Source organism: Psychrobium sp. MM17-31 (genome assembly GCF_022347785.1).
GTDB lineage: Bacteria > Pseudomonadota > Gammaproteobacteria > Enterobacterales > Psychrobiaceae > Psychrobium.
In genome coordinates this window covers 39,637-64,890 of record NZ_JAKRGA010000009.1, presented here as the reverse complement: position 1 = coordinate 64,890, position 25,254 = coordinate 39,637, and the positions used below count along the sequence as shown (strand labels likewise).

The 25,254-nt window shown below is 43.4% G+C and carries 21 protein-coding genes; 8 read left to right on the top strand and 13 right to left on the bottom strand.

The features are described 5' to 3' along the window. Window positions 1–13: 13 nt before the first annotated feature. The 4 genes from MHM98_RS18665 to MHM98_RS18650 all read right to left on the bottom strand — a co-directional run bounded on the left by MHM98_RS18665 (window position 14) and on the right by MHM98_RS18650 (window position 5,007). Entirely contained in the window at window positions 14–952 is a 939-nt protein-coding gene (locus MHM98_RS18665) for a nucleoside hydrolase (RefSeq protein WP_239440918.1), read from the bottom strand. After that, entirely contained in the window at window positions 945–1,871 is a 927-nt protein-coding gene (locus tag MHM98_RS18660; RefSeq protein ID WP_239440917.1) for a ribokinase, read from the bottom strand. Before MHM98_RS18660 ends, MHM98_RS18665 begins: the two co-directional genes overlap by 8 nt. A gap of 154 nt (window positions 1,872–2,025) precedes the next feature. After that, the gene (locus MHM98_RS18655) at window positions 2,026–3,900 is read right to left on the bottom strand and encodes a methyl-accepting chemotaxis protein (RefSeq protein WP_239440916.1); all 1,875 of its coding nucleotides are present in this window, start codon (window positions 3,898–3,900) and stop codon (window positions 2,026–2,028) included. Window positions 3,901–3,924: 24 nt separating this feature from the next. After that, a complete protein-coding gene (locus MHM98_RS18650; RefSeq protein WP_239440915.1) occupies window positions 3,925–5,007 on the bottom strand; it encodes a porin in 1,083 nt (360 codons plus the stop codon). 675 nt (window positions 5,008–5,682) lie between these two features. Here MHM98_RS18650 and MHM98_RS18640 point away from each other — a divergent pair. The 3 genes from MHM98_RS18640 to MHM98_RS18630 all read left to right on the top strand — a co-directional run bounded on the left by MHM98_RS18640 (window position 5,683) and on the right by MHM98_RS18630 (window position 8,702). Further along, on the top strand, window positions 5,683–5,877 hold the full coding sequence (locus tag MHM98_RS18640) for a DUF2798 domain-containing protein (protein WP_239440913.1): 195 nt from the start codon (window positions 5,683–5,685) through the stop codon (window positions 5,875–5,877). A gap of 63 nt (window positions 5,878–5,940) precedes the next feature. Further along, window positions 5,941–7,920, top strand: coding sequence for a hypothetical protein (locus MHM98_RS18635; RefSeq protein ID WP_239440912.1), 1,980 nt, complete (start codon window positions 5,941–5,943; stop codon window positions 7,918–7,920). A 107-nt stretch (window positions 7,921–8,027) separates the two neighbouring features. Next, the gene (locus tag MHM98_RS18630; RefSeq protein WP_239440911.1) at window positions 8,028–8,702 is read left to right on the top strand and encodes a response regulator transcription factor; all 675 of its coding nucleotides are present in this window, start codon (window positions 8,028–8,030) and stop codon (window positions 8,700–8,702) included. Window positions 8,703–8,776: 74 nt separating this feature from the next. Here the strand turns inward: MHM98_RS18630 and galU are convergent, their stop codons facing one another. Further along, window positions 8,777–9,703, bottom strand: coding sequence for a UTP--glucose-1-phosphate uridylyltransferase GalU (gene galU, locus MHM98_RS18625; protein WP_239440910.1), 927 nt, complete (start codon window positions 9,701–9,703; stop codon window positions 8,777–8,779). A 67-nt stretch (window positions 9,704–9,770) separates the two neighbouring features. After that, complete coding sequence (locus MHM98_RS18620; protein ID WP_239440909.1) at window positions 9,771–10,136, bottom strand: GtrA family protein; 366 nt, start codon at window positions 10,134–10,136, stop codon at window positions 9,771–9,773. A 170-nt stretch (window positions 10,137–10,306) separates the two neighbouring features. On the opposite strand from MHM98_RS18620, the gene MHM98_RS18615 reads away from it, so the two are divergent. Genes MHM98_RS18615 through MHM98_RS18600 form a run of 4 tightly spaced genes read left to right on the top strand, consistent with a single transcriptional unit; the run spans window position 10,307 to window position 14,669 of the window. Further along, window positions 10,307–11,305, top strand: a complete 999-nt coding sequence (locus MHM98_RS18615) for a glycosyltransferase family 2 protein (protein WP_239440908.1) — start codon at window positions 10,307–10,309, stop codon at window positions 11,303–11,305. Further along, window positions 11,298–12,716: a glycosyltransferase family 39 protein gene (locus tag MHM98_RS18610; protein WP_239440907.1), complete on the top strand. Its 1,419-nt coding sequence runs from the start codon at window positions 11,298–11,300 to the stop codon at window positions 12,714–12,716. The genes MHM98_RS18615 and MHM98_RS18610 overlap by 8 nt, the downstream gene beginning before the upstream one ends. A gap of 25 nt (window positions 12,717–12,741) precedes the next feature. Next, window positions 12,742–13,416: a response regulator transcription factor gene (locus tag MHM98_RS18605; RefSeq protein WP_239440906.1), complete on the top strand. Its 675-nt coding sequence runs from the start codon at window positions 12,742–12,744 to the stop codon at window positions 13,414–13,416. Next, window positions 13,413–14,669: a HAMP domain-containing sensor histidine kinase gene (locus tag MHM98_RS18600; RefSeq protein ID WP_239440905.1), complete on the top strand. Its 1,257-nt coding sequence runs from the start codon at window positions 13,413–13,415 to the stop codon at window positions 14,667–14,669. The genes MHM98_RS18605 and MHM98_RS18600 overlap by 4 nt, the downstream gene beginning before the upstream one ends. Here the strand turns inward: MHM98_RS18600 and dsbC are convergent. The 3 genes from dsbC to dnaB are packed head-to-tail and all read right to left on the bottom strand — an operon-like array spanning window position 14,663 to window position 17,892. Further along, a complete protein-coding gene (gene dsbC, locus MHM98_RS18595) occupies window positions 14,663–15,376 on the bottom strand; it encodes a bifunctional protein-disulfide isomerase/oxidoreductase DsbC (protein WP_239440904.1) in 714 nt (237 codons plus the stop codon). The two genes, MHM98_RS18600 and dsbC, sit on opposite strands and share 7 nt — an antisense overlap. A gap of 9 nt (window positions 15,377–15,385) precedes the next feature. Then, window positions 15,386–16,477: an alanine racemase gene (gene alr / locus MHM98_RS18590; RefSeq protein WP_239440903.1), complete on the bottom strand. Its 1,092-nt coding sequence runs from the start codon at window positions 16,475–16,477 to the stop codon at window positions 15,386–15,388. Continuing rightward, on the bottom strand, window positions 16,477–17,892 hold the full coding sequence (gene dnaB / locus MHM98_RS18585) for a replicative DNA helicase (RefSeq protein ID WP_239440902.1): 1,416 nt from the start codon (window positions 17,890–17,892) through the stop codon (window positions 16,477–16,479). Before dnaB ends, alr begins: the two co-directional genes overlap by 1 nt. Window positions 17,893–18,173: 281 nt before the next feature. On the opposite strand from dnaB, the gene MHM98_RS18580 reads away from it, so the two are divergent. After that, window positions 18,174–18,695 carry a cytochrome b/b6 domain-containing protein gene (locus tag MHM98_RS18580; RefSeq protein WP_239440901.1) on the top strand — a complete coding sequence of 174 codons (522 nt, stop codon included), beginning with the start codon at window positions 18,174–18,176 and terminating at the stop codon, window positions 18,693–18,695. Here the strand turns inward: MHM98_RS18580 and MHM98_RS18575 are convergent. The 4 genes from MHM98_RS18575 to MHM98_RS18560 are packed head-to-tail and all read right to left on the bottom strand — an operon-like array spanning window position 18,692 to window position 25,153. Further along, window positions 18,692–19,588 (bottom strand): hypothetical protein, encoded by an 897-nt coding sequence (locus MHM98_RS18575; RefSeq protein ID WP_239440900.1) that lies wholly within the window; start codon window positions 19,586–19,588, stop codon window positions 18,692–18,694. The two genes, MHM98_RS18580 and MHM98_RS18575, sit on opposite strands and share 4 nt — an antisense overlap. Window positions 19,589–19,620: 32 nt before the next feature. After that, on the bottom strand, window positions 19,621–20,868 hold the full coding sequence (locus tag MHM98_RS18570) for a hypothetical protein (RefSeq protein ID WP_239440899.1): 1,248 nt from the start codon (window positions 20,866–20,868) through the stop codon (window positions 19,621–19,623). Continuing rightward, window positions 20,868–21,488 (bottom strand): hypothetical protein, encoded by a 621-nt coding sequence (locus MHM98_RS18565; protein ID WP_239440898.1) that lies wholly within the window; start codon window positions 21,486–21,488, stop codon window positions 20,868–20,870. Before MHM98_RS18565 ends, MHM98_RS18570 begins: the two co-directional genes overlap by 1 nt. Beyond that, complete coding sequence (locus MHM98_RS18560) at window positions 21,488–25,153, bottom strand: ATP-binding protein (RefSeq protein ID WP_239440897.1); 3,666 nt, start codon at window positions 25,151–25,153, stop codon at window positions 21,488–21,490. The genes MHM98_RS18565 and MHM98_RS18560 overlap by 1 nt, the downstream gene beginning before the upstream one ends. Between the last annotated feature and the right edge of the window lie 101 nt (window positions 25,154–25,254).

The window sequence follows — 25,254 nt, the reverse complement described above, 5'->3', positions numbered from 1 at the left end:
TGTTTAACTGTTATTAGCCAAACACATTTTTAACGATTGATAACAATCGCACGCTGTCTACTTCTAAACACACATTAGTCGCGGGACGATTCTCCCAGAAATCGAGCGCAAATTGCTGGCCAACCTTAGCAGTAATAGTTTGACCAATGCCTACCCCTTCGGTTGCTACGCGAATCACGCGCGGCTCTGATTTAAATACGTCAGGTGCCATGGCGTAGATAATGGTAGAAGCATCGTGAACGAAACAGCCTTCGATGCCAAAGGTTTTGTTGTAAAACTCAAAGTAGAATTGGGTCGCCTGATAAAGAAAGTCCCCTTGAGTGCCATTGTTATCGCGAATATGGCTCAACAAATCATTATCCATGATCACCTGATGGGTTACATCTAATCCAATCATAGTCACAGGCCACGAGGCGCCAAATACAATGTCGGCCGCGTGAGGATCGTTAATAATGTTCGCTTCAGCAACTGGTGTTACATTGCCTTTTTCTTCAGCTGCGCCGCCCATTAAAATCACTTCGTCGACTAAATCGACAATGGTTGGATCGAGTTCTAGTGCCTTAGCAAAGTTACCCAGTGGACCCAAGGCAATGAGAGACACTTGATTAGGGTATTGATGCACTGTATCAACAATTAACTGCGCTGCGCTTCGCTCATCGGCTTGGCGAGTCGATTCTGGCCAGTTGATGTTACCAAAGCCATCGCTACCATGAACAAAATCAGGCGGCGCCAATTGCGGCGCAGCGATAGGTTTGGCAACCCCACCGGCTACAGGAATATCACTACCAGCGAGCTCTAACAGCGTAAGTGCATTTTTAGTGGCTAAATCGACGGCAACATTACCAAAAGTTGTGGTTAACGCTAATACATCTAATTCTTTAGATTTTAGCGCCAACAAGATGGCCATAGCGTCATCGATCCCCGGATCGGTATCTATAATAATTTTACGCATCGTGCTGCTCCAAAAACTCGTTAACGCTTGCTAAAGGTGGAATAGCGCTAGATGCGCCATGTTTAGTGACACACAGTGCCGATGCAGCACAAGCTCGGCGCAATACTTGTTCTACGGATTGTTCGTCATTACCAGACTGATGCTTATAAGAAATAGATTGTAATCCAGCTAATGCATAGCCAATAAAGGTATCGCCAGCGGCAGTTGTATCAACCGCATCAACACTAAATGCATTGACTTCAACAACATTGTTTTGATGTAAGTAACGTACCCCTTGACTACCTAAGGTCAGCATCACTTTTAATTCTGGATAGCTGGTTTGTAATTGCTGCTGCGCGCTAGCAACAGAGTCAACACCACAGAGATCCATCGCTTCAACTTCATTCACAATCAGTAAATCGATATGTTCAATTAATGGCTTAACTACATCAGCATTCATCGGTGCAGGATTAAAGGCTACCGATAATCCAAAGTGCTTTGCACGTTCGATAATGACATCAATATTATTAGTTTCATTTTGCAGTAAAACCCAATCATCTTTCGATGCTTGACTTAAGACGCTATCAATCTGCTGCGAAGTAATACAGTGGTTAGCACCAGCAAATAAGACAATGGCATTTTCAGCTTCATCATTAACTTGAATAATGGCGTGACCAGTGGGTACATCGCCCAAAACAACTTCAGACACGTCAACATTGCTGTTTTTTAAAACCTCTAACAGGCCTTTATCACTGTGAGAAATTGCGCCAACGTGTTTTACCTGGCATTGAGCGCGTCCGAGGGCAATAGATTGATTGGCTCCCTTACCACCTAACACCTGCTGATAATCATTAGATGTCATGGTCTCACCGGGACGGACGAAATGCGAAACTCGATAAACATGATCAATGTTTATCGAACCAAAATTATAAACAATCATAAAAATCCTTTAGCTAACAAATTCCGATGTTGGAACTGTTATTAGAAATCCGTTTGAACATAACATGTTAATGATGGGGAAAACATTGAGCGAACTCCCAAAACACCTTTATCAGAATAATAAAAGTGTTTGGGAGAGAAAAGAAAAACCAGTTCTAGATGGTGAAGCGACTCAACAAGCCGTGTTGTTTTTGCGTCACTTCCCGTTGCTCTTCCATCGCAGTATTAGTTGTTTGCGCGTTATCTACAACCTTTTGCGACAAGTCCTTAATATTGGTGGTATTGCGATTCACTTCTTCCGCAACCAAGCTTTGCTCTTGGGCCGCTGAAGCTATTTGCAAGTTCATTTCGGTAATTTGATTAATCGCCTTGCTGATACTGCTTAGCGCTTCGTTAGCAGACTGTGCTTTATCGACACAATCAGTTGCCTCTTCTTGTGATTGTGACATCACGTTAGCTACCGACATTGAGCCTTGTTGCAACACATCAATCATATTCTTGATTTCAGATGTTGACTCTTGAGTACGCTGTGCAAGGTTACGAACTTCATCTGCAACAACCGCAAAACCTCGTCCCTGCTCACCGGCACGCGCCGCTTCGATTGCCGCGTTTAGTGCTAACAGGTTAGTTTGCTCAGCAATACCATTGATTACTGACAAAATAGTTTCGATTGATGCAGTTGATTCCTCAAGTTGCTTCACTTCATTCACGGCATCTTCGATGTGACGCGATAATGAAAGAATCGATTCAGAGGTATCGCTAACAATAGATGCCCCTTGCTGAGCTGCAATATCAGCTTCAGACGCCGAATCAGCTGCTTGTTTCGCGTAACCAGATACTTCGAGCGCGGTTGAAGACATTTCATTCATTGCGGTAGCCAACTGCTCTAATTCAGATAGCTGTTGATGCATAGCGTTAACCGCTTCTTCAGCCCCTTGCGTGGTTTGCTCTGCGTTGTGAGCAATATCAGTTGCCAGTGACTTACAATCACCAATAAGTGATTGTAGGTTAATCGCAAATGCATTAAATCCACGTGCAAGTGTTGCGAATTCAACGTCGCCTTTAGTTGATAAACGCTGAGTTAAATCCCCTTCGCCACCAGCAATATCCTGCATCGCGGTAGAAATCTCATCTAATGGACGCATTAAGCGCTTGATCAGGGCTAGCATCGCAATAACACCAAAGACCAAGGCCGCAAGAGAATAGAATACCGCTTGATTACGCAGCGATGTCGCTAACGCGTTAACTTGCTCTTCGTCAATTGCGACACCTAGATACCAGTCTACACCGTTAACCTTTGTGAATTTAGTCATCCATTTTTGACCATTTAACTCGAAATGCTCAAACTCATTGCCATTGATATTAAGTGAACGTCCAAAATAATCTGTCATCATTTTGCCGTTGTAGCTCACTTCTGGATGAGAAATAATTTGGCCGTCGCTACTGACAAGAAATGCATATCCCGATTTCATTATCGCAACTTTATTGAGGATTTCACCTAAGCCAGATAAGCTAACATCTAGGAACATTGCGCCGTGAAAACTGCCATCTTTATCCATCGGAATACCCATGGATACAACAATTTCTTTGGTCACACTATCTGGGTATGGCGCCGTATAAATAATTTTATTAGCTCGCTTGGCTTCGATATACCAAGGACGCTTACGTGAATCATAGCCTGGAGCAGGATTCCAATTAGGGTCGTTATCAACGATAGAGCCATCTGATTCAAAACCCACACCAGCTAAAATAAATGCTTCGCGAACGGCTGGCTTGGTATAAATGCGATCAATATTTTCGACAGATACGTCATCTTCAATGAGATCCATCACATAGCCGCCTAAGATTTTCTTGCCTTCCATAATGCTGGCAATATTCTCAGACAAGCCATTACTGATTTCATCAATGCTTTCTTCAACCATTTCATCGAGGCTGCTCTTAACATTCAAATATTGATTAAGTGAAAGTAAACTCAGTGATAACAACAAGATAATGGACGTTGCACCGACTAGTTTAAATTTAAATTGCATAACACTCTCCTATAAGCGCTGAGATTAGTTAGCCTTCGAACCGGCTTGCCATTTCATTGAAAAGTTGTACTTAAGACCTATGCTAACTGCAGTAGAGTCTTCTTGATAATCAAAAGTTTTACGCAGCACTTCGCCGTGAATTTGAAAATTATCAGAGAAGTGATGTTCTAACGTCACATTGATCCCATGATGTGAGTTATTCACAGATTCTGGTGCGTCATTATCTAAATGAAAGTATCCCGCTTTCACTGTGTATTTCTTCGAGAGTGGATAGGCCATAGAAACGTCAACTGTTGTTTGGGTGGAGTCGCTACCACCTATCACTTCTAAATCACGCTCTTGCCAAGCCGCCGCAATGTAAAAACCATTATCAAATTTATTAGCAGCTGATAGTGCAATGGTGTCTGCTGTTTCTCCCACTTGCTGCTCATTGTTAGCGTCAGCAAAATCTTGTGTTAAATAAGCCACCGCCAAATGAAGATCATCGCGATCATAGCTTATTCCCACATTTACCATATCGGCAGCATCGTCAGATTCTAAACCGTTAAATTGCGCATGAGCTAAAAACGACACATGCTGCCACTGTTTCTTGTAAGTCACTAGATTATTAACAAAGAACGGGCTGTAGTTATCATAAGCGAAAGGCGCATTAGCATGATTAAAAATATCGACATATTCTGCAATTAGCAGGTAGTGCACCGGACGTTGTTTACCTATTGCAACTCGGCCATAAGGACTATCAATACCGACATAAGCACGTCGTGCTTTGCCGAAGTCACCATTATTGGAAATATCGACCGACCATTCGCCATGGCCAATACCCGTCCAGCCATTAGCTAGTTCATGCTCAAAATAAAAGCCTGCGTGGGAAAGAAAATCAGTGACATCGATATTAGAGTCATCACCGTTATTATGGGTTAGGCTGGGTCTTAATGTGGTGTAAAACTTGCCGCTGCTAGAGCGCTGTTCGGTGATAGTCTGTTTCTTTTCCAACGCTGCTAAACGCTTTTTCAGACTTTCAATTTCAGCATCATTTGCCAAAGATAATCCAGATGCTGAAAGCGCTGCACATCCCACAAAATAAGGTAAAAAACGAGATTTCTTCATAGTTCCTCCTAAATGAGGTTTGGTCGATAGAAATAAGTAAAGTACTTAACTCGTCTAGTTAAGTACAAAATACACTGTTTGCAACTGCGTCTGGTTGCGTTGAATCAATTTGTGACATCCATATCAGTAACCAGTTTTACTACTTACAAATACAAATTTGATGATGCGTACCGCTATAACAGCGTAATATAGCAGCAGTACTAAATCAGGAAATTTTAAAAATTAGTTAGGAATTATCATTATTGCGCTAAATTATTTTATTCCTCAAGTCCTTACTAGCTCATCGGACTTCAAGTTTCCTATCGGAAACTTTTCCATAAAATGCTAACAACTTTAGAATGTGACATCAAGCGAGAAATAGAAACTAACCGAGTTCCATAGTAAACTTAGGCCTCGCCTAACTTTATAAAACACAATATGAACAAACTCGATTTTTCAGCGCTTAACAAAAATGCTTCGGCATCTTTCCATCAACAACGCAATCTTATTAAAAAGGTATTCAAAGGCGATAAAGTTTTGTGCCCCACCTGTAACCAACCTATCACTATGTTGGACTCTAATAAAGAACAAGTTCACATTGGCTGTAAAAAGGGCTGCACTGCGATCAACATGGACAAGGAATAGCGCTGAAAAATGTCTTACCAACTAAAATATCGATTAATAATGGCGGGTCTAATGTCATTTTTTATGGCTGCGATTATGAGTGGTTGCATCATGGCGCTAAAGATTTCGCCGATGGCACTAGAGTTTTATAGCGCTTGGTTAAATGCCTTTTTATTTGCTTGGCCTATCGCATTCCCAGCTGCATTTATCATTTCCCCTATCGCACAAAAAATTGCTAATAGAATCTTACCGCCTAATCCGCAATAAAACTTGCGACAAATCTAAAAGTTAGATGTAATCAGGCTATTATCGATTTGACTAGCTTTTGCCTTGAAGAAATTTCTCGAATACACGCTGTGGTTAACCATTTTATTGGCATTGGGATATGTCGTCTATCAATGGCGCTGGCTAGAAATTGCCAAACCTACAGCAATTTCACATATCGAATCTAGCAGCAATAAAGCATCCGCCCATCAGCATCAACTGCCAAATATACAACGACAAATCATTGCTGATATCGAAAGTTCAACGCAGGCTTTATCGCACGACAAAGCTGAAGCCCCCCACCCATCGATATCTCGCTCTAAACATTCGGTAGCATTACGTCAACTCAGTGGCGTTTTATCATTTGATCGGCTTACGTTTCAAGAATCACACGAAGACGATATTGTCAGTTATCAATTTGATCCAGATGCGCCGATTCAACAACCCTTGCGCTTTATGCGTCTAAACATCCGAGATAGTCAGCACAACATCATTGCTCGAACCAGCACTGATGAAATGGGCCGTTATCAAGTTGAAATAGCCGACGCTGGCCAGCAATATTACCTAGAAGCCGTCTCCCAAATGGTATTTTCCGACAATCACAATAACGAAGTGATTACTCAAGTAGTTAATCAAGGAAATGCATACCCAGAGCGAACCACCTATCGCCGTCTCTATCGGGCTACTTCAGAGCTATTTGTATTAACAGATAGTGAAAACACGCAAAATTTAAACTTACATACCGGCTGGCATCATACCTTGCGCGAATTTGAACCTATGCATAGTCAGGCGCAGCCGTTTGCCATTTTAGACACCCTTGCCAAAGGCTTTTTATACCTCAAACAACACGACATCGAGATAACACCCAAAGAGCAGGTGCTCACCGTTACTTGGAGCCAAGATCCCGATATTGTAGAACAATCAACAGGCTATTACTCACCGTACTACAACTTAATCTATATCAGCGGTAATAACGCGCTAGATACTAATCAAAAGCCTATTAGTACGATTTCAGAGTGGAACGAACACACCATTTTGCATGAATTTGGCCACTACTACATGCGTCAAATTACAAGACGGGACGACACTCAAGCTGGCCACCACACCGCCTTTGGCTTTGGTTCTCTCACCTTAGCCTTCTCGGAAGGTGTGGCAACTGCGCTGGCCAAAACCATTTTAGAAAATTGGCATTATAAACGCGTGAGTTTTGATCCCGATAAACAAAGATTTGCGATAAACACCAAAGCCATAATTCATCAAGATAAAACCGAACGAATGCGGAAATTAACCACCAAGGATGGCGAAACTTATCAGCGCCCAGCCTTTGATTTTTCGCCTTTTATTGAACAAACCGTTACCTATTTTGTGTTATCGATCATCGATCCTAACTCTCCTTACAGTTTGCGAACTAGCCAATTATCACAAGAGATTGGCTTTAGTGGTTTTCACCGCGCAATGTTGCGACTAAAAGACTCTGCGGCCCTTACAACTATCTACAATTTAGCGCACCAGTTAAAAGTCGATACACCGCTTCAATCCCAAAACATCGACGAATTAGGACAACAACTCGAATTAATATTTAATGACGAATGGGGCAGTGACCAACTACCGCTTACTTCTCATATCATAGGTTACAATGGTCAGTTACTGCCTGAGCAAGCCCAATATCCGTTGTATCAAGAGCTATCTCTCGATAAATCCAATGAGATTTATTTTAACGGGGCATTAGAGAGTATTTCTGAAATGCGCCCTGGCACGTTGCGCTATCTAAAATTCAAAGCCCCCTATGACGGCACTATTGACATCTTTATTGCTGATAGTGACAGCCAAGGACAAACACATAAATTTTCTTTTAACATCGTCAATCGAGGCAAAGTTGTGGCCCAGTCATCCTACTACGAACAATACGATGCTCATGCGTTGGCGTGGGATGTTCGCGGCGGTGAAACCTATATCATTAGGGTATTTGGTGAAGCATTTACCCGCAATGAAGCCACAGCAGATCAGCTGGTAACAACTAAAATTACCGCTAACTATCGCCGATAATGAACAAATAAAACCTTATAACCGACCAACGAATAAACATCTGTTGACTTTTTTTTGACTATTGCCCGTTTAGTCTACGATCTAAATTGAAAAAGGTTGTAGAAATTATGAGTAATATCAGAGTATTGATCGCAGATCGCTGTATCCAATCAACAACACAGCTCAGTGAACAGTTCGCCGAAAATAATATTGATTTAGATTTCGCCTATCACGGCATTAGTGCGTTAGAGCTAATGATTAAAAATGAATACGATATTCTGATAATCGATTCGAAAATTACCAAACTAGACGCTTTATCATTGACCAAAAAGATGCGTCAACAGCTGTTTTCCAGCGTGCCCATTATTCTGTTAGCGGCCAATGATGAACTGACTTATAAAATTGAAGGATTTGAAGCAGGGGTCGATGATATCTTAGTGAAGCCTTATGCACCACAAGAGCTTTATTATCGACTAAAAGCGGTCAGTAAACGTGGGCCACTACGAGGCATAGGTCAGCAAGAAATTAATGATCTTCTCGTTGATTACAATGCCTCAACCGTTAGCCGTGGCGATCGCAAAATCAAGCTCCACCAGATGCAAATGCGCATTATCAAAGTGTTAGCACAACACTATCCAAATACCGTATCTCGTGAAGTATTGGAGCAAGAAATCTGGGCAGGCGCTCTGCCAGAGAGTTCACCACTGCGAACCCATATTTACCGCTTACGCCAATCCATAAAAGACCAACTAGATCGCGACATTATTAGCACGGTCTACGCTAAAGGATACCGACTGGCGTAACATTAACGCCTCATCTTATTGAAAACCTAGTAAAAAAAATAAGGCGTGATGAAATCTTCATCACGCCTTGTTGTTTATGCCGTTTCTGGCAGATGTTTTTGATTAAGCATAACTTCCAATGCCGCTTGAAAAGGCAATCCTAACTCGCTATGTCCCAATGCATATTCAACACACGCCGTTAAATAACCGAGCTTACTACCACAATCATGTGACTTTCCTTGCAACTGATAAGCTGAAACCGACTCCTGCTCAATCAATTTAGCAATAGCATCCGTTAATTGAATTTCACCACCGACACCGGGTTTAACATCGCTGAGCAATGACCAAATAGATGACGAAAACACGTAACGACCTACGATGGCTAGATTTGAGGGTGCATCTTGATAGTCTGGCTTTTCAACAACATTATAAATCGGCCAATTCAAACTACTTACATTAGCAGCCGCCTGTTTTTCTGCATTTTGGCAATCGACAATGCCATAGCGCTCTACCAGATGTGATGGTACAGGCTCCACCATTATTTGACTGGCTTGCCATTGATTAAAATTATCTAGCATCACAGCTAAATCAGCACCAGTAGAATTTTGCGCGATCAATACATCCGGCAATACAACAGCAAATGGCTCATCACCAACTAGTGGATATGCTTTAAGCACAGCATCGCCAAGACCCAGTGCTTCACCTTGACGCACATGCATTATGGTGACATCAGAAGGAACGATGGATTTTATCTCATCGAGTAACTGGCGTTTAACTCGCTTTTCTAGCGTACTTTCTAGTTCAAATGAGGTATCAAAGTGATTCTCGATGGCATTTTTAGAGGCATGTGTCACTAAAATAATTTCTTTAATTCCAGCGGCAACACACTCATCAACAATGTATTGAATAATCGGTCGATCGACTATCGGTAGCATTTCTTTGGGAATGGCTTTAGTGGCAGGTAACATCCTTGTTCCAAGGCCAGCGACGGGAATAACGGCTTTTCTGACAACCTTAGACATTGCGTTCTGCTCCTAGATTAACTGAGTTAAATTGAGCAATTTATCGACGTCGATGTCTAAATTAAGTCTACGTCTTAAATACCAAACGACTCGACATCATATAATTTAAACATAAACCAGCACCGATACCTGCTACAAATGCAATGGCGACATGTCCCCACAAGGCGGTCACGTAAAAGACCGCCAAGTTGAGTATCCCTGCAACGTGAGCAACAGCCATATGCCTTACCCACTGACGCAACTTATGCGATTTATCGCATTCACTAAAAGTAAAATATCTATTGCCTAACCAAGTGACTGAAGCCGCAACCCAAAACGCGAACACTCGCGCCCACATTGGTTGCTCAAGAAAATAGTAAAACAGCGTAAAGGCGCCAGCGTCAGCGATAAAACCAACCATGCCCACGATGGCAAATGCACTTACTCTTTTCATACTATTCCCACCTCATAATTTAGCGTAACCGAGACAAGATTATCTCTGCTTTAAAAACGCTAGATTATCGCGGCAAAGGTCAACAAAATGTCGCAACTTTACATTTGCGTGACCTTTTTTAGACCTTGCATTATTTAAGCTAGCTGCTCATTCATTAGGAATCCGTAGTTATGAAGCTTATATCGCCAAACAACGACGTCACATTAAGCATAATTGTGCCTGTCTATAACGAAGTACAAATGTTGCCCACTTTTCATCACGAAGTGCTGAAAACACTAGCGACATTACCCAATGAAACATTTGAATTGGTCTATGTTAACGACGGCAGCAAAGACAGCAGTTGGTTGTGCATGCAAAGCCTCTCGTGCCCGCTAAGTCACTGTAAAATTCGCTGTATTAACCTCAGTCGCAACTTTGGTAAAGAAGCCGCCATGACGGCAGGGCTTGATCATGCGACAGGCCAAGCGATCATTTTCCTCGATGCCGATTTACAGGATCCACCAGAACTCATTCCGCAGATGTTAGAAAAATGGCGAGAAGGATTCGACGTCGTTAACATGAAACGTAAACAGCGCGTGGGCGAGTCAGCGTTCAAAAAGTTTAGTGCTTTCCTCTATTATCGATTACTCACAAGGCTTTCAGATGTCGAGCTACAACAAGATGTCGGTGATTTTAGATTACTCAGTCGCCGCGTCGTCGAAGCGATTAAAAAGCTTCCTGAGCGCAACAGATACATGAAAGGCATCTTGTCGTGGCCCGGATTCGTACAAACCACCCTGAGCTTTGACCGCCAAGCTCGCGTCGCTGGTGAAACTAAGTGGTCTTTTTTACAACTGGTGGGCTTGGGCTTATCAGGTATTACTTCATTTAGTGTAAAACCATTGCGCTTAGCCACTTGGGCAGGCGGATTAGTGTCCTTATCAGCATTTTGTTATGCCATGTTTGTGGTTTTTAAAACGCTATTTATCGGCGAGAGTGTTGCTGGTTACCCCACCATGATGTTGGTGATTTTAATGTTAGGAGGCTTGCAGCTATTAGCTATTGGCGTGGTTGGTGAATATATCGCTCGCATCTTCACCGAATCAAAGGGACGTCCAATCTATATCGTAATGGACAACGAAGTGAAAGTTGCACAAGAACAAGCAGTAGGAGAACTAAACCATGGCTAATACAGTTAGTCAGCCATTGCGCTGGTTATTAGCACTAGGCTTAAGTGTATTACTATTCAGGTTAATATCCCTTGGCTTTTATCCGTTATACGACACAACCGAAGCACGCTATGGTGAAATCGCCCGGATTATGCTCGAAACAGGTAATTGGGTTACCCCACAATTTGATTACAACATTCCTTTTTGGGGCAAGCCACCATTTCAAACATGGATAAGCGCCGCCAGTTTTGGCATTTTTGGCGTTAATGAATTTGCCGCCAGACTGCCGCATTTTTTATGCAGCTTAATCACACTAGGTTTAGTCTATCGCTTTGCTCAGCAAACCATGGGGCTGCAGCGTGCTATCAATAGCGTCATTATCTTATCCGCGTGTATCGGTTTTACTATTACCGCTGGTACTGTGATGACAGACAGCGCTTTACTCATGGCAACAACGTTAGCTATGACGAGCTATTGGCGCTGCTATATCGGCGATAACCCTACACAAAATGGTCTACTATTTTTTGCCGCACTAAGTCTTGGTATGCTTATAAAAGGGCCTGTGGCTGTTGTAATTATCGGTATTGCCTTAGTAACGTGGAGCATTTCACAACGCTGTTTCATTAAAGCACTAAGTGTGTTGCCATGGTTAAAAGGCATGGGACTTTTCCTTGCTCTAACGCTGCCTTGGTATATCTGGGCAGAAATTCGCAGCCCCGGCTTTTTCGAATACTTCATTATTGGTGAGCACATCCAACGCTTTTTAGTTTCCGGCTGGCAAGGTGATTTATACGGCACAGCTCATAAAGAGCCACGCGGAATGATCTGGATTTTCTGGCTGGCGGGAGCTTTTCCATGGTCATTGTTACTGATAACTCGCTTTTTAAAAGCGGGAGTTAACAAAGTAAAACGCAATCAATCACAACCTCAAAATCCATTAACCAGTTACCTGTGCTGCTGGATGTTAGCGCCATTACTATTGTTCACTATGTCAGGTAATATTTTACCGGCCTACGTTTTACCTGGTATTGCAGCCATGGGATTACTCACTGCGCTACTCATGAGCAACGAGCGCGTATTAGCGGTTATGGCGATTGCTTCCTATACCTTATTAGTCGCAGCGATATCTTGGGTATTATTAGGTAAAGTTTCTAAGAAAACGGAGCAGTCATTACTAACTAATCACATGGAGCAAATTCAACAAACACCGTTGTACTATTGGAAAAAGCGCCCGTTTTCAGCGCAGTTTTATTCCAAAGGGCATGCCAAACTTATCACTCATAAAGCGCAGCTTGAGCAACAATTGCAAGCTAATGATGAATTTTATTTAGCTATCGCTCATACTGATGTACAAGAGCTCGAACAGTACCTAGCAAAGCAATGTTCCACGCTAGAAGAAACATCAGAACGCTTATTACTTCGCTGCCGTTAGTCAACCGAAAAAGGAATGCAATAACGTGAATGTATTACTCATTGAAGACAGCCAAGAAGTCGCCGAAATCATCTTCGATTACTTTGAAGATTCTGATATCGAACTCGATTATGCAGCTACTGGCACGTTAGGGCTACAACTCGCGCTGGAACAAGCCTTTGACTGCATTATTTTAGATGTCATGTTACCTGGAATTGACGGACTGTCTCTGTGTAGCCAACTTCGCGAAAAAGGCAATAATACGCCAATCATTATGCTAACTGCCCGTGATACCAATCTCGATATCAAACAAGGACTTAACATAGGTGCTGATGACTATTTAGTTAAGCCGTTTGATATCGAAATATTGGAAGCGCGCATTCAATCCCTTATACGCCGCAGTGCTGGCAGTGGCTTTAAGAATTTTTTGACTTGTGGTGAGTTAAAAATCGATCTGAAAAACTACCATGTTTGGCGCGGCGAAACACAAATCAAGCTAAACCCGAGCTGTTTTAAAATCTTAAAACTATTAATGGAAAAATCACCTGCTATTGCTAGTAGACAAGAAATTGAAAACGTCTTGTGGCCAGACGATATGCCCGATCAAGATATTTTACGCAAACACATCTATCAACTGCGTAGCAAAATCGATAAACCATTCACTCAAGAGCTTATCCAAACAGTGCCAAAACTCGGTTATCGCATCTCGGAATCCCTATGAAAAAGTTACAGCCATTTAGCCATAAAATTTCCACCGTTTTTGTATGTGTTTGCGCCTTTATTATTTCATTTTACACAATTGTTGTTGAGTTAACGGTGCATCACGCTGAAAACCTCAATAGCCAACAAAGGCTATCATTAGTCGCACCACACCATTTATCACTTTTTAACAACAATAAATTAGAACAGGTCATACAAACCGATCCTATAACAACCATCTATAGTCACTTTCACCTGCTGCCAAAAGAAGTACAGTCCTATATCGACCCTCAATGGTCAGGCGTTTTACACATCGTAGAAGAGGATTTAGAAGCCAGTATTTTTGCAATGGCAAACCAACAAGGGCGAATCACCTATGCCGTTGAAGATGTCGGTTTGATCGAGTGGAGTGATTTCGATTTCATCGTAGTTGAAATAGCTCTATTTGTATTCGGCGTTATTTTATTCGTCGCTACTACGTTTGCAGTAATTCGATTATCCAAGCGGCTTTCACAACCCTTTAGTGAATTAGCTTCCCAGCTGCAATCTGAAAGCGATCACCAGCTATCACCAATAGTCACCAACGGTGAGCAATCTAAAGAGCTTATGCAAACCTTAGACGGAGTAAATCACTTCCGTGCGCGCATTAAAGAAGCGCTTGAGCGAGAGCAATCTTTTACTCGCTATGTTAGCCATGAACTGCGAACGCCGATGACAGTCGTTAAAGGCAGTCTGAGCTTATTGCGCCGCAATGAAGATCCTACAGTCGCCAAGCAAGTAAAGCGCATTGAACACGCAATGGAAGAAATGGAGCAGCTTACTCAAACCTTCCTACTACTGGCACGTGATGAGGAAGGCAATCAATCGCAATGTGAAATATCACAGGAAGTTATCGACAATATTGAACAGAGTATTGCCAAGCGAATTGCGTCTAACAATGTTCGTTATCAAGCAACACTAACACAGAATATTTCGTTAAGCGCAGAACCAATTCTTGTAAAGTCGTTAATTAGCAATCTAGTGCTCAATGCAGTTAACTGCAGTATCAATGGCGCTGTTACCTTAGTTATAGATAGCAATAAACTTACCGTGACCGACAACGGCGTTGGCCTTGATGGCAAAAGTCGTGGTTATGAGGGATTTGGTATTGGACTAAATGTGGTTAGGGATATTTGTAACAAGTATCAGTGGCAGTTTTCCCTCGTCAATAATCCAGACCAAGGCTGCACTGCCACCGTAAATTTTACGACCGATAAGACTAGGCAAGACTACTGAAGAATATTAAGTAAGTCTTGCGGTGGGCGATAGCCTACTAACAAACTGCCATTATCCAAGATAATCGATGGCGTTGCGTTTACTCCAAACTCAACGCCTAACTGATAATGCTGCGGCACCTTATTGTCACATAAATTTGTGGCAATGCGCGTACCTGCTTTTAGCTCGTCCATCGCTTTGTGTTGGTCATCACTACACCATAGCGATTGCATGGCGCTCCACGCTGGATATCCTTCACCACCACGCGGAAACGCCATATAACGCACAGTAATACCTAAATCATTATACTGCTGCATTTCGCGGTGCATCTTACGACAATAACCACAGTCAACATCGGTAAATACAGTAATACGATGCTTTTCGTTTTTGGCTTTATAAACGATCATCGACGGCTCGAAACTGGCCATTTTCGCCAAGCGCATTTTGCCCATAGACGCTTCAGTTAAATCTTCAAAACCATTGCTAGCGTCAAACATATTACCGCGTACTAAATACTTAGCGTCTTTAGTCGCGTAAAAAATGCCACGTTCCGTCATCACTTCATAAAGCCCGGCGATTGGCGTTTCTTTCACGCTATCGATGCGCATACCCAAGGTGACTTTCACTGCGGCTTTAACTTGAGCCAACTGCTGTGTTTTATCATTGTCTTGAGCGAAAGCGCTAAATGACAGAGTTAACGCTAAAATCCATGCGGTACGTTTTAACATTTTTCCTTCCTATTCCACAAAGGTGATATCAACTCGAGAGGTAAGCTGAAGAATGAGTTCATAACAAATAGTATCAGACCACTGCGCGATTTCTTCAACTGGCAGTTGTGGCCCCCACATAATAACGGGATCGCCACACTTCACTTTATGATCAAGTCCCAAATCTACCGTCACCATATCCATAGAAACACGGCCAACAATAGGGTAACGCTTGCCGTTAATAAGCACTGGCGTGCCCGCTTTAGCATGGCGCGGGTAACCATCACCATAACCAATGGCAATCACCGCCAATTGCGTGTCTTGAGTTGCTTGCCAATGAGCGCCATAACCAACGTTTTCACCTTTGGCTAGGGGCTTGATGGCAATAACGCTAGTGCTAAGCGTCATCGCCGCCACAAAATCATCTTGTGCGCCAGTGCGATTAAGCATTGGCGAACATCCATACAGCAACAGACCAGGTCTCACCCAATCGGCATGAGAATTTGGCCACGCGAGAATTCCCGCTGAATTAGCCAGTGTTAACTCGCCATCTTGGCCATCAACAAGGGCATAAAACTGCGCCATTTGCTCGCTAGTAAAGTTATTTTTCAGATCGTCGGCACAGGAAAAGTGCGTCATAAAATTGAGATGACCATCAACGAAGTTCAATGCTTTTAATCGCTGGACAGCTTCATCAAACTCACTCGGTGCGATGCCTAATCGGTTCATACCGGTATCGACTTTAAGCCATACCTTGAGTTTCTCTTGTGAACTATTAACGCTCTTTGCGAAAGTCTCAAGCTGGCGGATCTGCTCTAGGCTGTGAACCACAGTCTGAATATCGTGCTTGAGTAACACATCAATGTCGACAGTTTGGAAAAAACCTTCCATTAGCAAAATTGGCGTTGTGAATTGCGCTTTTCTCAGCTGTAACGCCTCTTCTAATCGAGCAACGCCAAAGGCATCGGAATCAGAAAGAATACGCGCCATTTCCAATACACCATGACCATAGGCATTGGCTTTGAGCACACTAATAATACGGCTATCTTTGACGATTGACTTAATGCGCTCAAAATTATGGCGCACCGCTTTGCGGCTAATAACCGCGTTAACTGCACTCATTAATATTCGTCGTCAAACGCAGGGCCTGCGTAGTTATCAAATCGAGAGAATTGACCTTGGAAGGTCAAACGACACTTACCGATAGGGCCGTTACGCTGCTTACCAATAATAATTTCCGCAGTGCCTTTCTCCTGACTATCATCGTTATATACCTCGTCGCGGTAGATAAACATGATTAAGTCGGCATCCTGCTCGATAGAGCCAGATTCACGTAAATCCGAGTTGATCGGACGCTTATCGGCACGTTGTTCAAGGCCACGGTTTAGCTGTGACAGTGCAATAACCGGACATTTCAGTTCTTTTGCTAACGCTTTAAGCGAGCGAGAAATTTCGGCGATTTCCAAGGTACGGTTGTCGGCAAGGGCTGGTACCTGCATTAACTGCAAGTAATCGATCATAATCATCGATACGCCGCCGTGCTCACGGGCGATACGACGAGAGCGCGAACGAACCTCGGTCGGGGTTAAGCCAGAAGAGTCATCGATATACATCTTGCCCTGCTCTAGCAACAAGCCCATCGTCGATGATACACGCGCCCAATCCTCATCTTCCAAGTTACCAGTACGAACACGGGTTTGGTCGACGCGGCCTAAGGATGCCAGCATCCTCATCATAATAGATTCCGACGGCATCTCTAACGAGAAGATAATTACCGGCTTATCTTCGTTCATCGCTGCATATTCGGCGAGATTCATAGCGAAGGTAGTTTTACCCATCGACGGACGAGCCGCCACGATAATTAAATCTGATTCTTGGAAACCCGATGTCATCTTGTCGAGATCATCATAACCACTGGAAACACCAGTAATACCTTCATTTGGCGCGTTATATAATTCTTCAATTTTATCGATAGTCGACGCCAAGATTTGCTTGATATCTTGCGGGCCTTCAGAGGCATTTGAACGACTCTCTGCGATTTTAAAAACTTTACCCTCGGCAAAATCTAGTAGTGCCGCACTGTCACGCCCTTCTGGCTCGAAACCCGCTTCGGCAATTTCATTTGCCACACCAATCATGTCACGAACAACCGCACGTTCACGAACGATAGTCGCATAAGCCGCAATGTTCGCCGCACTTGGCGTATTTTTAGCCATTTCACCAATGTAAGCAAAGCCACCAACACTATCGAGCTCATTCTCACGCTCAAGGGCTTCAGACAGGGTAACTAAATCAATAGGATTACCGTGTTCAATCAAATCCGCCATGTATTTAAAAATAATGCGGTGATCACGGCGATAGAAATCTTCGGCTACAACAAGCTCAGATACGCGATCCCACGCATCGTTATCTAACATCAAACCACCAAGTACCGACTGCTCAGCCTCAAGCGAGTGCGGCGGAACCTTGAGCGCTTCAATCTGCGCATCGGTTTTAGGCGTTTTCTGTTTCTTAGGTTTAAAAGGAGCTTGAGCCATGATGCCTACTGTCGTTTTTAATGAGGGTCGTTTTAATGGAGGTCATTATCTAAATAAAGCAGCACTTTATCAACATACAATTCTCGTCACTTGCGCGAGTTGGCACTTTATAACTCTTCATAACTGAAGCCGTAATGAACCTTAAGCGTAATTAGTTAATTAATATTGGAAACACAGTGTTACAAAACTGAAACTAAAGATTCTAAAGTTTCAGTATTTATTGAAAGTTAATCTGCTATGCTATGGCAACTTTTTGAACAATAGCATTCAAGGACTGATTTATGAACACTGAAACTGCAAGCAATACTAAGTACGTAATTGACCGCATCTTACATTGGTCAGCCGCTTTATTAATGTTAGGTATGGTGTCGACAATGGGTGCAGAGATCCATTCCACCGACTACACCATCAAAGGCGCAGTGCTGCACAAGCAAGACGCCATTAATTTACATTTTATGATGGGCTTGGGCTTATTAAGCCTTATCGTCGGCCGTATTTTATGGTCTGCGTTCGTACTTGAGAAAGAGAAAAAACCACAATTTAAATCACCATTACATAAAGTCGTGGTCACTATTATGCATTTATTGATGTACGGCGCTTTGTTTAGCATGATCGCCACCGGAATCATCATGATCAACAACTATGAGCACCCACTCAATCTCCTCGGTTCACTATCCTTTGCCGAAAACGGTGGCGATTTAGCAACATTTACCGATGCCCGCACTACCCACATGTGGATGCTCAATGCAATGTATGTGTTTATTGTTGGGCACGTCGGCGCAGCGATTTATAGTAAGCGTTAGTAAAGTCTTAGCTGCGTATCAAACATCCATTGTTGACGCAGTCCAATCTCTTTTTGATACATAACATCGAGTAACTCTAGCCAGTTTTCTGGACAACGTTCATGCTGGAAGCGTTTTGAGTATGCCTTGCTTTCATCAAAGTGGCCAAATACGTGATTACACTTTAACCAATCGAGATCAGGAAACAGCACATGTTGATAAGGCGCTTTCACGTCTATTGCTAAGCCCATACCATGCGGATCATAATCACCAAAAAATACTTGCCCATGTTGCCCTTTTTCCGCAAACCAATGAGCTTTCAAAGTTTGACATGCTTTAGAATGATGGCTCTCGTGGCCGCGATAAACAACTAACGCGTTAGCTAGCTCACTTGGAATTTGATACTGATGCCATGCGGAAAAACAATCGCGATTTTCTACCACCACCAAATAGTCATAAGACGCTAAGTCCAATGTACGAATATCTAACTCAATTTGAATTTGCGCAGGTGATTCGGCAAGTTGAAACAAAGACTGATAGGCAAGGCGCATTGATAAATCACTGCACGCCGCCAGCACTAGATGCTCGGTAGGTAGCTCTTTAGCGTCTTTTTCATTGGGAGAAACCTTGGCAGCATCCAACCTGTCGCCACTGGTTCCCTGTTGGAATTCTCTTAGCGATGAATAACCTAGACTTTGCAGCTTAGCATCGAGTTTTCGGATGCCATCTCGATCGATGTAATAATGTTTGCTATCGCCCTCGCGGCCGAGATTAATGGCGTGCTCGTCACACCATGCCAGTGTTTTCTTGAGCCAAGCGGCATTGCGCTTAGCTTTGTAACTTGTTTCAAGCTGTAGTGCTTTAAAGGCCTTGGTTAATTCGGTAAGCGCCTGTTTAGATAAGTTTTCATCCATGAAAATGACTCCTTCGATTTAATGAGACAACTTTACACCACACTCAAATGCACATCTTCAATCACGTGCAGCTGGTTAAAGACACTGGTTTCGTGCGACTTTTTATCAAAGGCAAAACGCTTGCGAATATCTCTCGCTAGCCCTTCGTATTCAGCAATCACTTGGAACAACCAAGTTTCCCCATCCCAATCGAGCTTGCTTTGTTCTAGATAATCCAGAGCACTCACCACGCCTTCGCTATCAAATAGGCTAATAAAGAAGTTTTCGACATCTTCTTTAAGCTGTTGGTGCTTGGCTTCAACTGCTAATACTTCTTCGAGATCAAACTCGCCGCCACTGCTTAGCGGTTCTACATATTCGTTAGTCGATAACTCAAGGGTACGTACAATATCGCCTAGCGGCTGCTGATCGCCAACGCGATCCAGTGCGACACTGGCACTGGCGATAATAGGCGCGGCGTGATTAATATTCTCCGGCACCACGGTGCGATTTGGATAATCCCCCACTTCGAATTTTGGATGCTGTTTTAAGAACGCCGCCATATTGCTGATCAACTGCGCACGCTCTTGCTGCTGCCTAAAGCGCGCCATTAGCTCAACCAGACGCTTTTGCACCTCAAGTAATGAGCTAGAATGATCGGAAATTACTACTTGTAACTGACTCACCAGCAATTTACGCAGCGGACCACTACTTTGGGCTAGCTCAATCATCTCGTTAAAATCGATGAGCTCAAAACCATCAAGTAGACGACGCAGCTGTTTCTGAGCCAGTTCATTCTCACGAATCTTGTCACTCAAGTTACTCACAAAACCAAAATCGGAATTGAGACGATTCCACAGACTAACAATGGCGTCGCTAAACTGCCCCGTCATATCGTGCACTTTCTCGGTCAATAGTTGGAAATGATGCTCACTCCCCACATAATCACCGCGATATTGGGCATCGGAAAAATGCTTCACGAGGGTGCGGATTTGCTCTAACTGACCTGCAACATCAGCGTTGATCTGACGCTTACGCTCATCTTCGGTAAGACTGGCAATCAGCGCGTTCATATCAGGGCGCAAACTCAGCGGCTGCGACTCATCGGGACGATGTAAAATACGCCCTTTAACCAGTTTATCTAGCGCTGAATCATTGATACTAGTCTCGTCAAAATGCCCTTTGATATAGGCATCCATCAACTGCGAGCTGTACTTGCCAATCAAATTTAGGCGCGCCACACCGAGCGCATGCAGGCGGCTCTGTGGGCTTTGATCTTTCTCTTGCTTGCGGCGAGCCATTAGAACATCGACTCTTGTTGCGGCATATCATCAAGCGGTAGTGACTCTTCATCTTTAATGAAGCGTACCATTTCCACCAGCTGCTCAATTTTGCCTGTTACCACATAAAACTGACGATCTTTATGGGGCTGATGCAAGTAACCAGTTTCTTTCAAACGTTTAAAAACTTGTTTTAGCTGCGCGTCTAAATTGTCGCTGCTCGATTTAAAAAAGCGATCGCTAGCAAGCTGAGTAAAACGTTGACGCAACGACTGGTTATCTTCGGTACGCAGCGCAAACTCTTGAAATTTAATGGTATCGCCAGCACTTAATGCGCCGTCCCGCCCCAAACTCTCTTGTACTAATTGCATCCATTCGAGCAATGGCAATAACGACTGAATAGTCTGCTTAAACTCTTTCGATAAATGCTCACGAGCATCGCTATTAAGCTCTTGATACGCTAAGAAATACACGCTGTTATCACTGCTTGAAGCAACACGGCGATTCAGTGGTCGCAAGAAGTGATTAAGCTCTTCACGCACTACTTCATCGGATAGCCGACGATAAGCTTCTTCGTTAGTCACCTGACAAATACTCGCGCCAGCAAGAAGCGATTCTAATAATGGGCCATGTTCGATCATTAGTTAACTCCTTCGCTAGATTTTTGCAGCTGCTGAGCGATTTTCGCTTCAATTCGATTCACTTTCGGTTCAATTCGCTGCAAGCGCTTGTATTGTTTGTCGATGAGATATCTGTGCTTGAATAACGTTAAGACATCAGACTCTGGATTCGGGAAGGCACCAACGATGCAAATATTATTACTGTCACAGGCGTTAAATAGTTTTTCAACGTTGTGATAAGCCAGCGTACCAATTTCATCGATTGGCCAGTTAACGCTGATCTGCGCATCACCACGCAATAAACGGGTAAAGGCCAATAAGAACTTACATAAGATTAAGTAAGCCATACCGTGACTCGATGACTCTAATAACTGACGATCGTTTTTGATCACCAAGTCATTACCACCTTCATTAAGATGCAATTCGAGGCGCAATAGCGATTCAATAGAGTAGCTAGAATCGGCGCGCAACAAATCAACCACATCGCTTAACGCGTTAATATACTCATCTGTTGGTAACTCCTTGCCTGTCTCTTTCCACTGCTCATACAAACTTGAGAAACGCTTTAGTGGTTGCCAGAAATTTAGCTCATCGACGGTTGAGATGATCTTCACTTCCGAACGATTGATGCCATCAAGGGTTAGATCATCACTTACCGCAGCGGTTAAACGCTTCGATTGTCCCGCAATACGGCGATTGATGTCGCTAAATACGGTAAAAAACTTGTGCAAGTCGCCACCGATGGTTTCGCCCTGTTCTAAAATTTGACGCTGTTGGTCGGCTAAAATACGTAGAAGATCGCTAAATATCGGTAAACGATCACGTAAATCACTCTCTTCACCTAAACGTGACAACTCACTGGTCATCAAGTCTAAGAACTGCTTTTGCGCGTCTTGCGACAACTCAGCCTCAAGGGTGTAAATCTTATCTTTTAAGGTATTTTCTGTCTTACTACGCTGTTCTAAGCCATGAGTGGCGCGAGTAATGCGCTCGTCTTGATCCCCTTGTATTGGCGGCAAGCCGACAATCAGTTTGGCATCTATCGTTAACTGGCCCAACTTAGTAGTAAGCGGTAGCAATTGTTCAATCAATTTAGATAAACGAGCGATATCTGTTTGCAGCTGCTCGCGCTCGTCTTCAAGTTTCTGGCGCGCTTGTTTAAACTCAGTCTTCTGCTGATTAAGCTTACCGGTTAAGCTTTGAATTGACGCTTTTAGGTTAGCTTCTTGCTCTAGATATTGCGGGCGAGATTTTTGCCACAACACATTAATAAAGTTGCGATATTCACGTAAATCATCTTGGCGTGAACGCACGCGAGCAATATCTTCTTCAAGTTGCTTAATGCGCTCTTTTAGCGCCTGAATAGTCTTAGGATCGATGTCTTTATTGGCCAGCTCAAGCTTAAAGGCCTCTTCTAGTTGTTTAATCTGCGCCTTATTGGTTTGACGCTTGTGATCAACTTGCGCCTCAAGTTCGCTAATTTGGCTGCTAATGGCGTCGATTTCTTGCTGCCAATCGGCTTTAAACTCTAATAGCTGCGCGTGATGATCGTCTTTGAGCGTGGCTAATGCTTCGCGTTTTTGCTCACTTAGCTGTTTGATTTGCGCGTTTGCTTCATCTAGGCCGCTACTCGCCGCCTTACGACGTGCCGCTAAACTTTCTTTATTGGTTTGTTGTAAGCGCTGTTTCGACTCTTTGGCGAAATTTACTTCGTTGGCTTGCTCGGTCTGTGTTTGTTTAAGCTTAGCGACTTCATCTGCCAAGGCTTTCACCGCATTGTGAGCGAGTGTTAGGCCAACTTCGCATTCACTTTGCGCATCGAGTGCAGCAGATACCTTGCGCTCTAACTCTTCTTTGTTAATACGCAGCGCCGCTTCATCTTGAGCATAGCTCGGCGCATCGATTTCACTGAGTTTTAGCGCTACGCCATAAAGTTCGCTGTGGCTGTCGCCAATTTGCGGATGAAGATCTAAGCGCTCTAATAGCTCTTGATTAATCACCTTACCAATAGAGTTTTCCCAACCATCGACATTGGCGCGTAAGAAATGACGCAGTGAGCCTTGCTCAGGTGAAATTTGCTGCTCTAACAATCTCAGTTGTTTTTGCAACTGATGCACGCTAGTTCGCGCATTTTCTAGCTTAGTTTGCGCTTTATGCTGCTCATTGCGCGCATTTTGATGTTCGCGCTCTTTCTTCGCCAATAGGTCACTAGTATGACGCCAGTTATCTTGCGCTAGCTCAAGACGCTTATCGCTTAAAGACAGGTCTTCTTGCTCTTGCGCCGTTGGTCCCATGTTATCGATTTGCGCTTGGCGCTCGATTTGCTGATGCCTAAATATCGCAATTTGGCCATCAAAATCTTCAGTGAGTTGCTCTTTACGGGTGAGGTATTGCTCAGATAATTCGTCTTTTTTATCACTTTGCTGCTGACGCGTTTTCTCACGGTTTTCTTCGTGCTCGCGAATCAGTTTGCGGTTTTTAACCGTCAGGCGTTCTAATGACTCATTAAGGGTGAGTTTTTGCTGATTAAGCTGCTGCTCTAATTCACCAAATTGTTCTAACAGAATGCGGTAATGACTTTGTTGCTCCACCAGCTCTTCATTCCACAATGGCAGCGCATCGGTATCAATGGCCAACTGTTCGTAATCACCATCTTGGTAATTATCATAAGTCGTTTGCAGCTCATCGAGTTGTTGCTCAGTGGTTTTTAGCTCGGCATTGGCCTTACTAAGTTCACTGTTGATATTAGACTCAGCTTCATGGAAATTAGTTTTAAGAGCGGAGATCTTATCGCGTAAATCTTTGTCACTAGCCTGTAGATCCGCACGCTCGGTTTTACTGCGTTCTAAATCATCACTCAATAATGGGGTTAATTGCAGTAATTGTGCTTCGATTGCATTTAAACTGGTGGCGATCTGCTGTACTTTTTCATGTTGCTGCTCAAGCGAACTCAGGCGCATCGATTGACGCATTTGCTTGATCCATTCACGTGCCTTGGTGTTTTTAACACGTGTTGTTGGCTGCACTAACCCATCTTCTTCGAAGATTGCCGCCAACATGGTTTTTAGCGTGTCCATCTTGCCTTCTTTGGCGTGCACGGCACTAACGAGTTTTTCGAGGTGACGCACCTTATGGCGCGGTGCAACCAACGAATAGCGGGCTGCTAATTGGCGCAGTTTAATGCCATCTTGCGTATTACCACGCAATGACGAAACATCGTTTTGAACGATAGCGCGATATTCACTAGTAGCGCTTATCTTACGCGAGTATTTAATCTCAAGTGACGATAATTGAGTAAGCCATTGATCAGACTCAAAGGCTTTAACTTTGCCATTACTTTCTTGGAATAACAGCTGAATCTTATCATAAGCAGCATCGACAAATCGGTAGCTAATGCCGTCTTTTGCAGTATGCGTTAGTACCGCTTGGCATAAATCCCCTTCTTCCCGCTGATATTCATACACCAAGTAGCTGTTAGATTTCGGTAAGTAAAAGTCACCGAACTTGCTACGCGTTTTGGGTACAACTCGGCTTGGCAGTTCACCATAAAAAACCGGTACTAAACGTTGTAGAGTCGTTTTACCCGATGCATTGGTACCACAGATATTGGTGTGGCCATCGAGAGATAATTCCACCACGCCCGGCAGGTGAGTATTAATAAGAATAATGCGGCGCAAACTTGCCATTGAAACCTCAGATAAGCATCCATTTGACACACATAATATAGGGATTTTTAACCGATTCAAGGAAACGCAAGCCGTCGAGTCATTATTTGAACCGTTAGCAT

Bases quoted from the DNA above. Each gene is read 5' to 3' on its own strand.
- alr (WP_239440903.1), bottom strand. From the start codon at position 16,477: ATGAGTGCAGTTAACGCGGTTATTAGCCGCAAAGCGGTGCGCCATAAT.
- MHM98_RS18565 (WP_239440898.1), bottom strand. From the start codon at position 21,488: ATGATCGAACATGGCCCATTATTAGAATCGCTTCTTGCTGGCGCGAGT.
- MHM98_RS18580 (WP_239440901.1), top strand. From the start codon at position 18,174: ATGAACACTGAAACTGCAAGCAATACTAAGTACGTAATTGACCGCATC.
- MHM98_RS18575 (WP_239440900.1), bottom strand. From the start codon at position 19,588: ATGGATGAAAACTTATCTAAACAGGCGCTTACCGAATTAACCAAGGCC.
- MHM98_RS18615 (WP_239440908.1), top strand. From the start codon at position 10,307: ATGAAGCTTATATCGCCAAACAACGACGTCACATTAAGCATAATTGTG.
- MHM98_RS18665 (WP_239440918.1), bottom strand. From the start codon at position 952: ATGCGTAAAATTATTATAGATACCGATCCGGGGATCGATGACGCTATG.
- MHM98_RS18660 (WP_239440917.1), bottom strand. From the start codon at position 1,871: ATGATTGTTTATAATTTTGGTTCGATAAACATTGATCATGTTTATCGA.
- MHM98_RS18655 (WP_239440916.1), bottom strand. From the start codon at position 3,900: ATGCAATTTAAATTTAAACTAGTCGGTGCAACGTCCATTATCTTGTTG.
- MHM98_RS18610 (WP_239440907.1), top strand. From the start codon at position 11,298: ATGGCTAATACAGTTAGTCAGCCATTGCGCTGGTTATTAGCACTAGGC.
- MHM98_RS18570 (WP_239440899.1), bottom strand. From the start codon at position 20,868: ATGGCTCGCCGCAAGCAAGAGAAAGATCAAAGCCCACAGAGCCGCCTG.
- galU (WP_239440910.1), bottom strand. From the start codon at position 9,703: ATGTCTAAGGTTGTCAGAAAAGCCGTTATTCCCGTCGCTGGCCTTGGA.
- dsbC (WP_239440904.1), bottom strand. From the start codon at position 15,376: ATGTTAAAACGTACCGCATGGATTTTAGCGTTAACTCTGTCATTTAGC.
- MHM98_RS18560 (WP_239440897.1), bottom strand. From the start codon at position 25,153: ATGGCAAGTTTGCGCCGCATTATTCTTATTAATACTCACCTGCCGGGC.
- MHM98_RS18630 (WP_239440911.1), top strand. From the start codon at position 8,028: ATGAGTAATATCAGAGTATTGATCGCAGATCGCTGTATCCAATCAACA.
- dnaB (WP_239440902.1), bottom strand. From the start codon at position 17,892: ATGGCTCAAGCTCCTTTTAAACCTAAGAAACAGAAAACGCCTAAAACC.
- MHM98_RS18650 (WP_239440915.1), bottom strand. From the start codon at position 5,007: ATGAAGAAATCTCGTTTTTTACCTTATTTTGTGGGATGTGCAGCGCTT.
- MHM98_RS18600 (WP_239440905.1), top strand. From the start codon at position 13,413: ATGAAAAAGTTACAGCCATTTAGCCATAAAATTTCCACCGTTTTTGTA.
- MHM98_RS18620 (WP_239440909.1), bottom strand. From the start codon at position 10,136: ATGAAAAGAGTAAGTGCATTTGCCATCGTGGGCATGGTTGGTTTTATC.
- MHM98_RS18640 (WP_239440913.1), top strand. From the start codon at position 5,683: ATGTCATTTTTTATGGCTGCGATTATGAGTGGTTGCATCATGGCGCTA.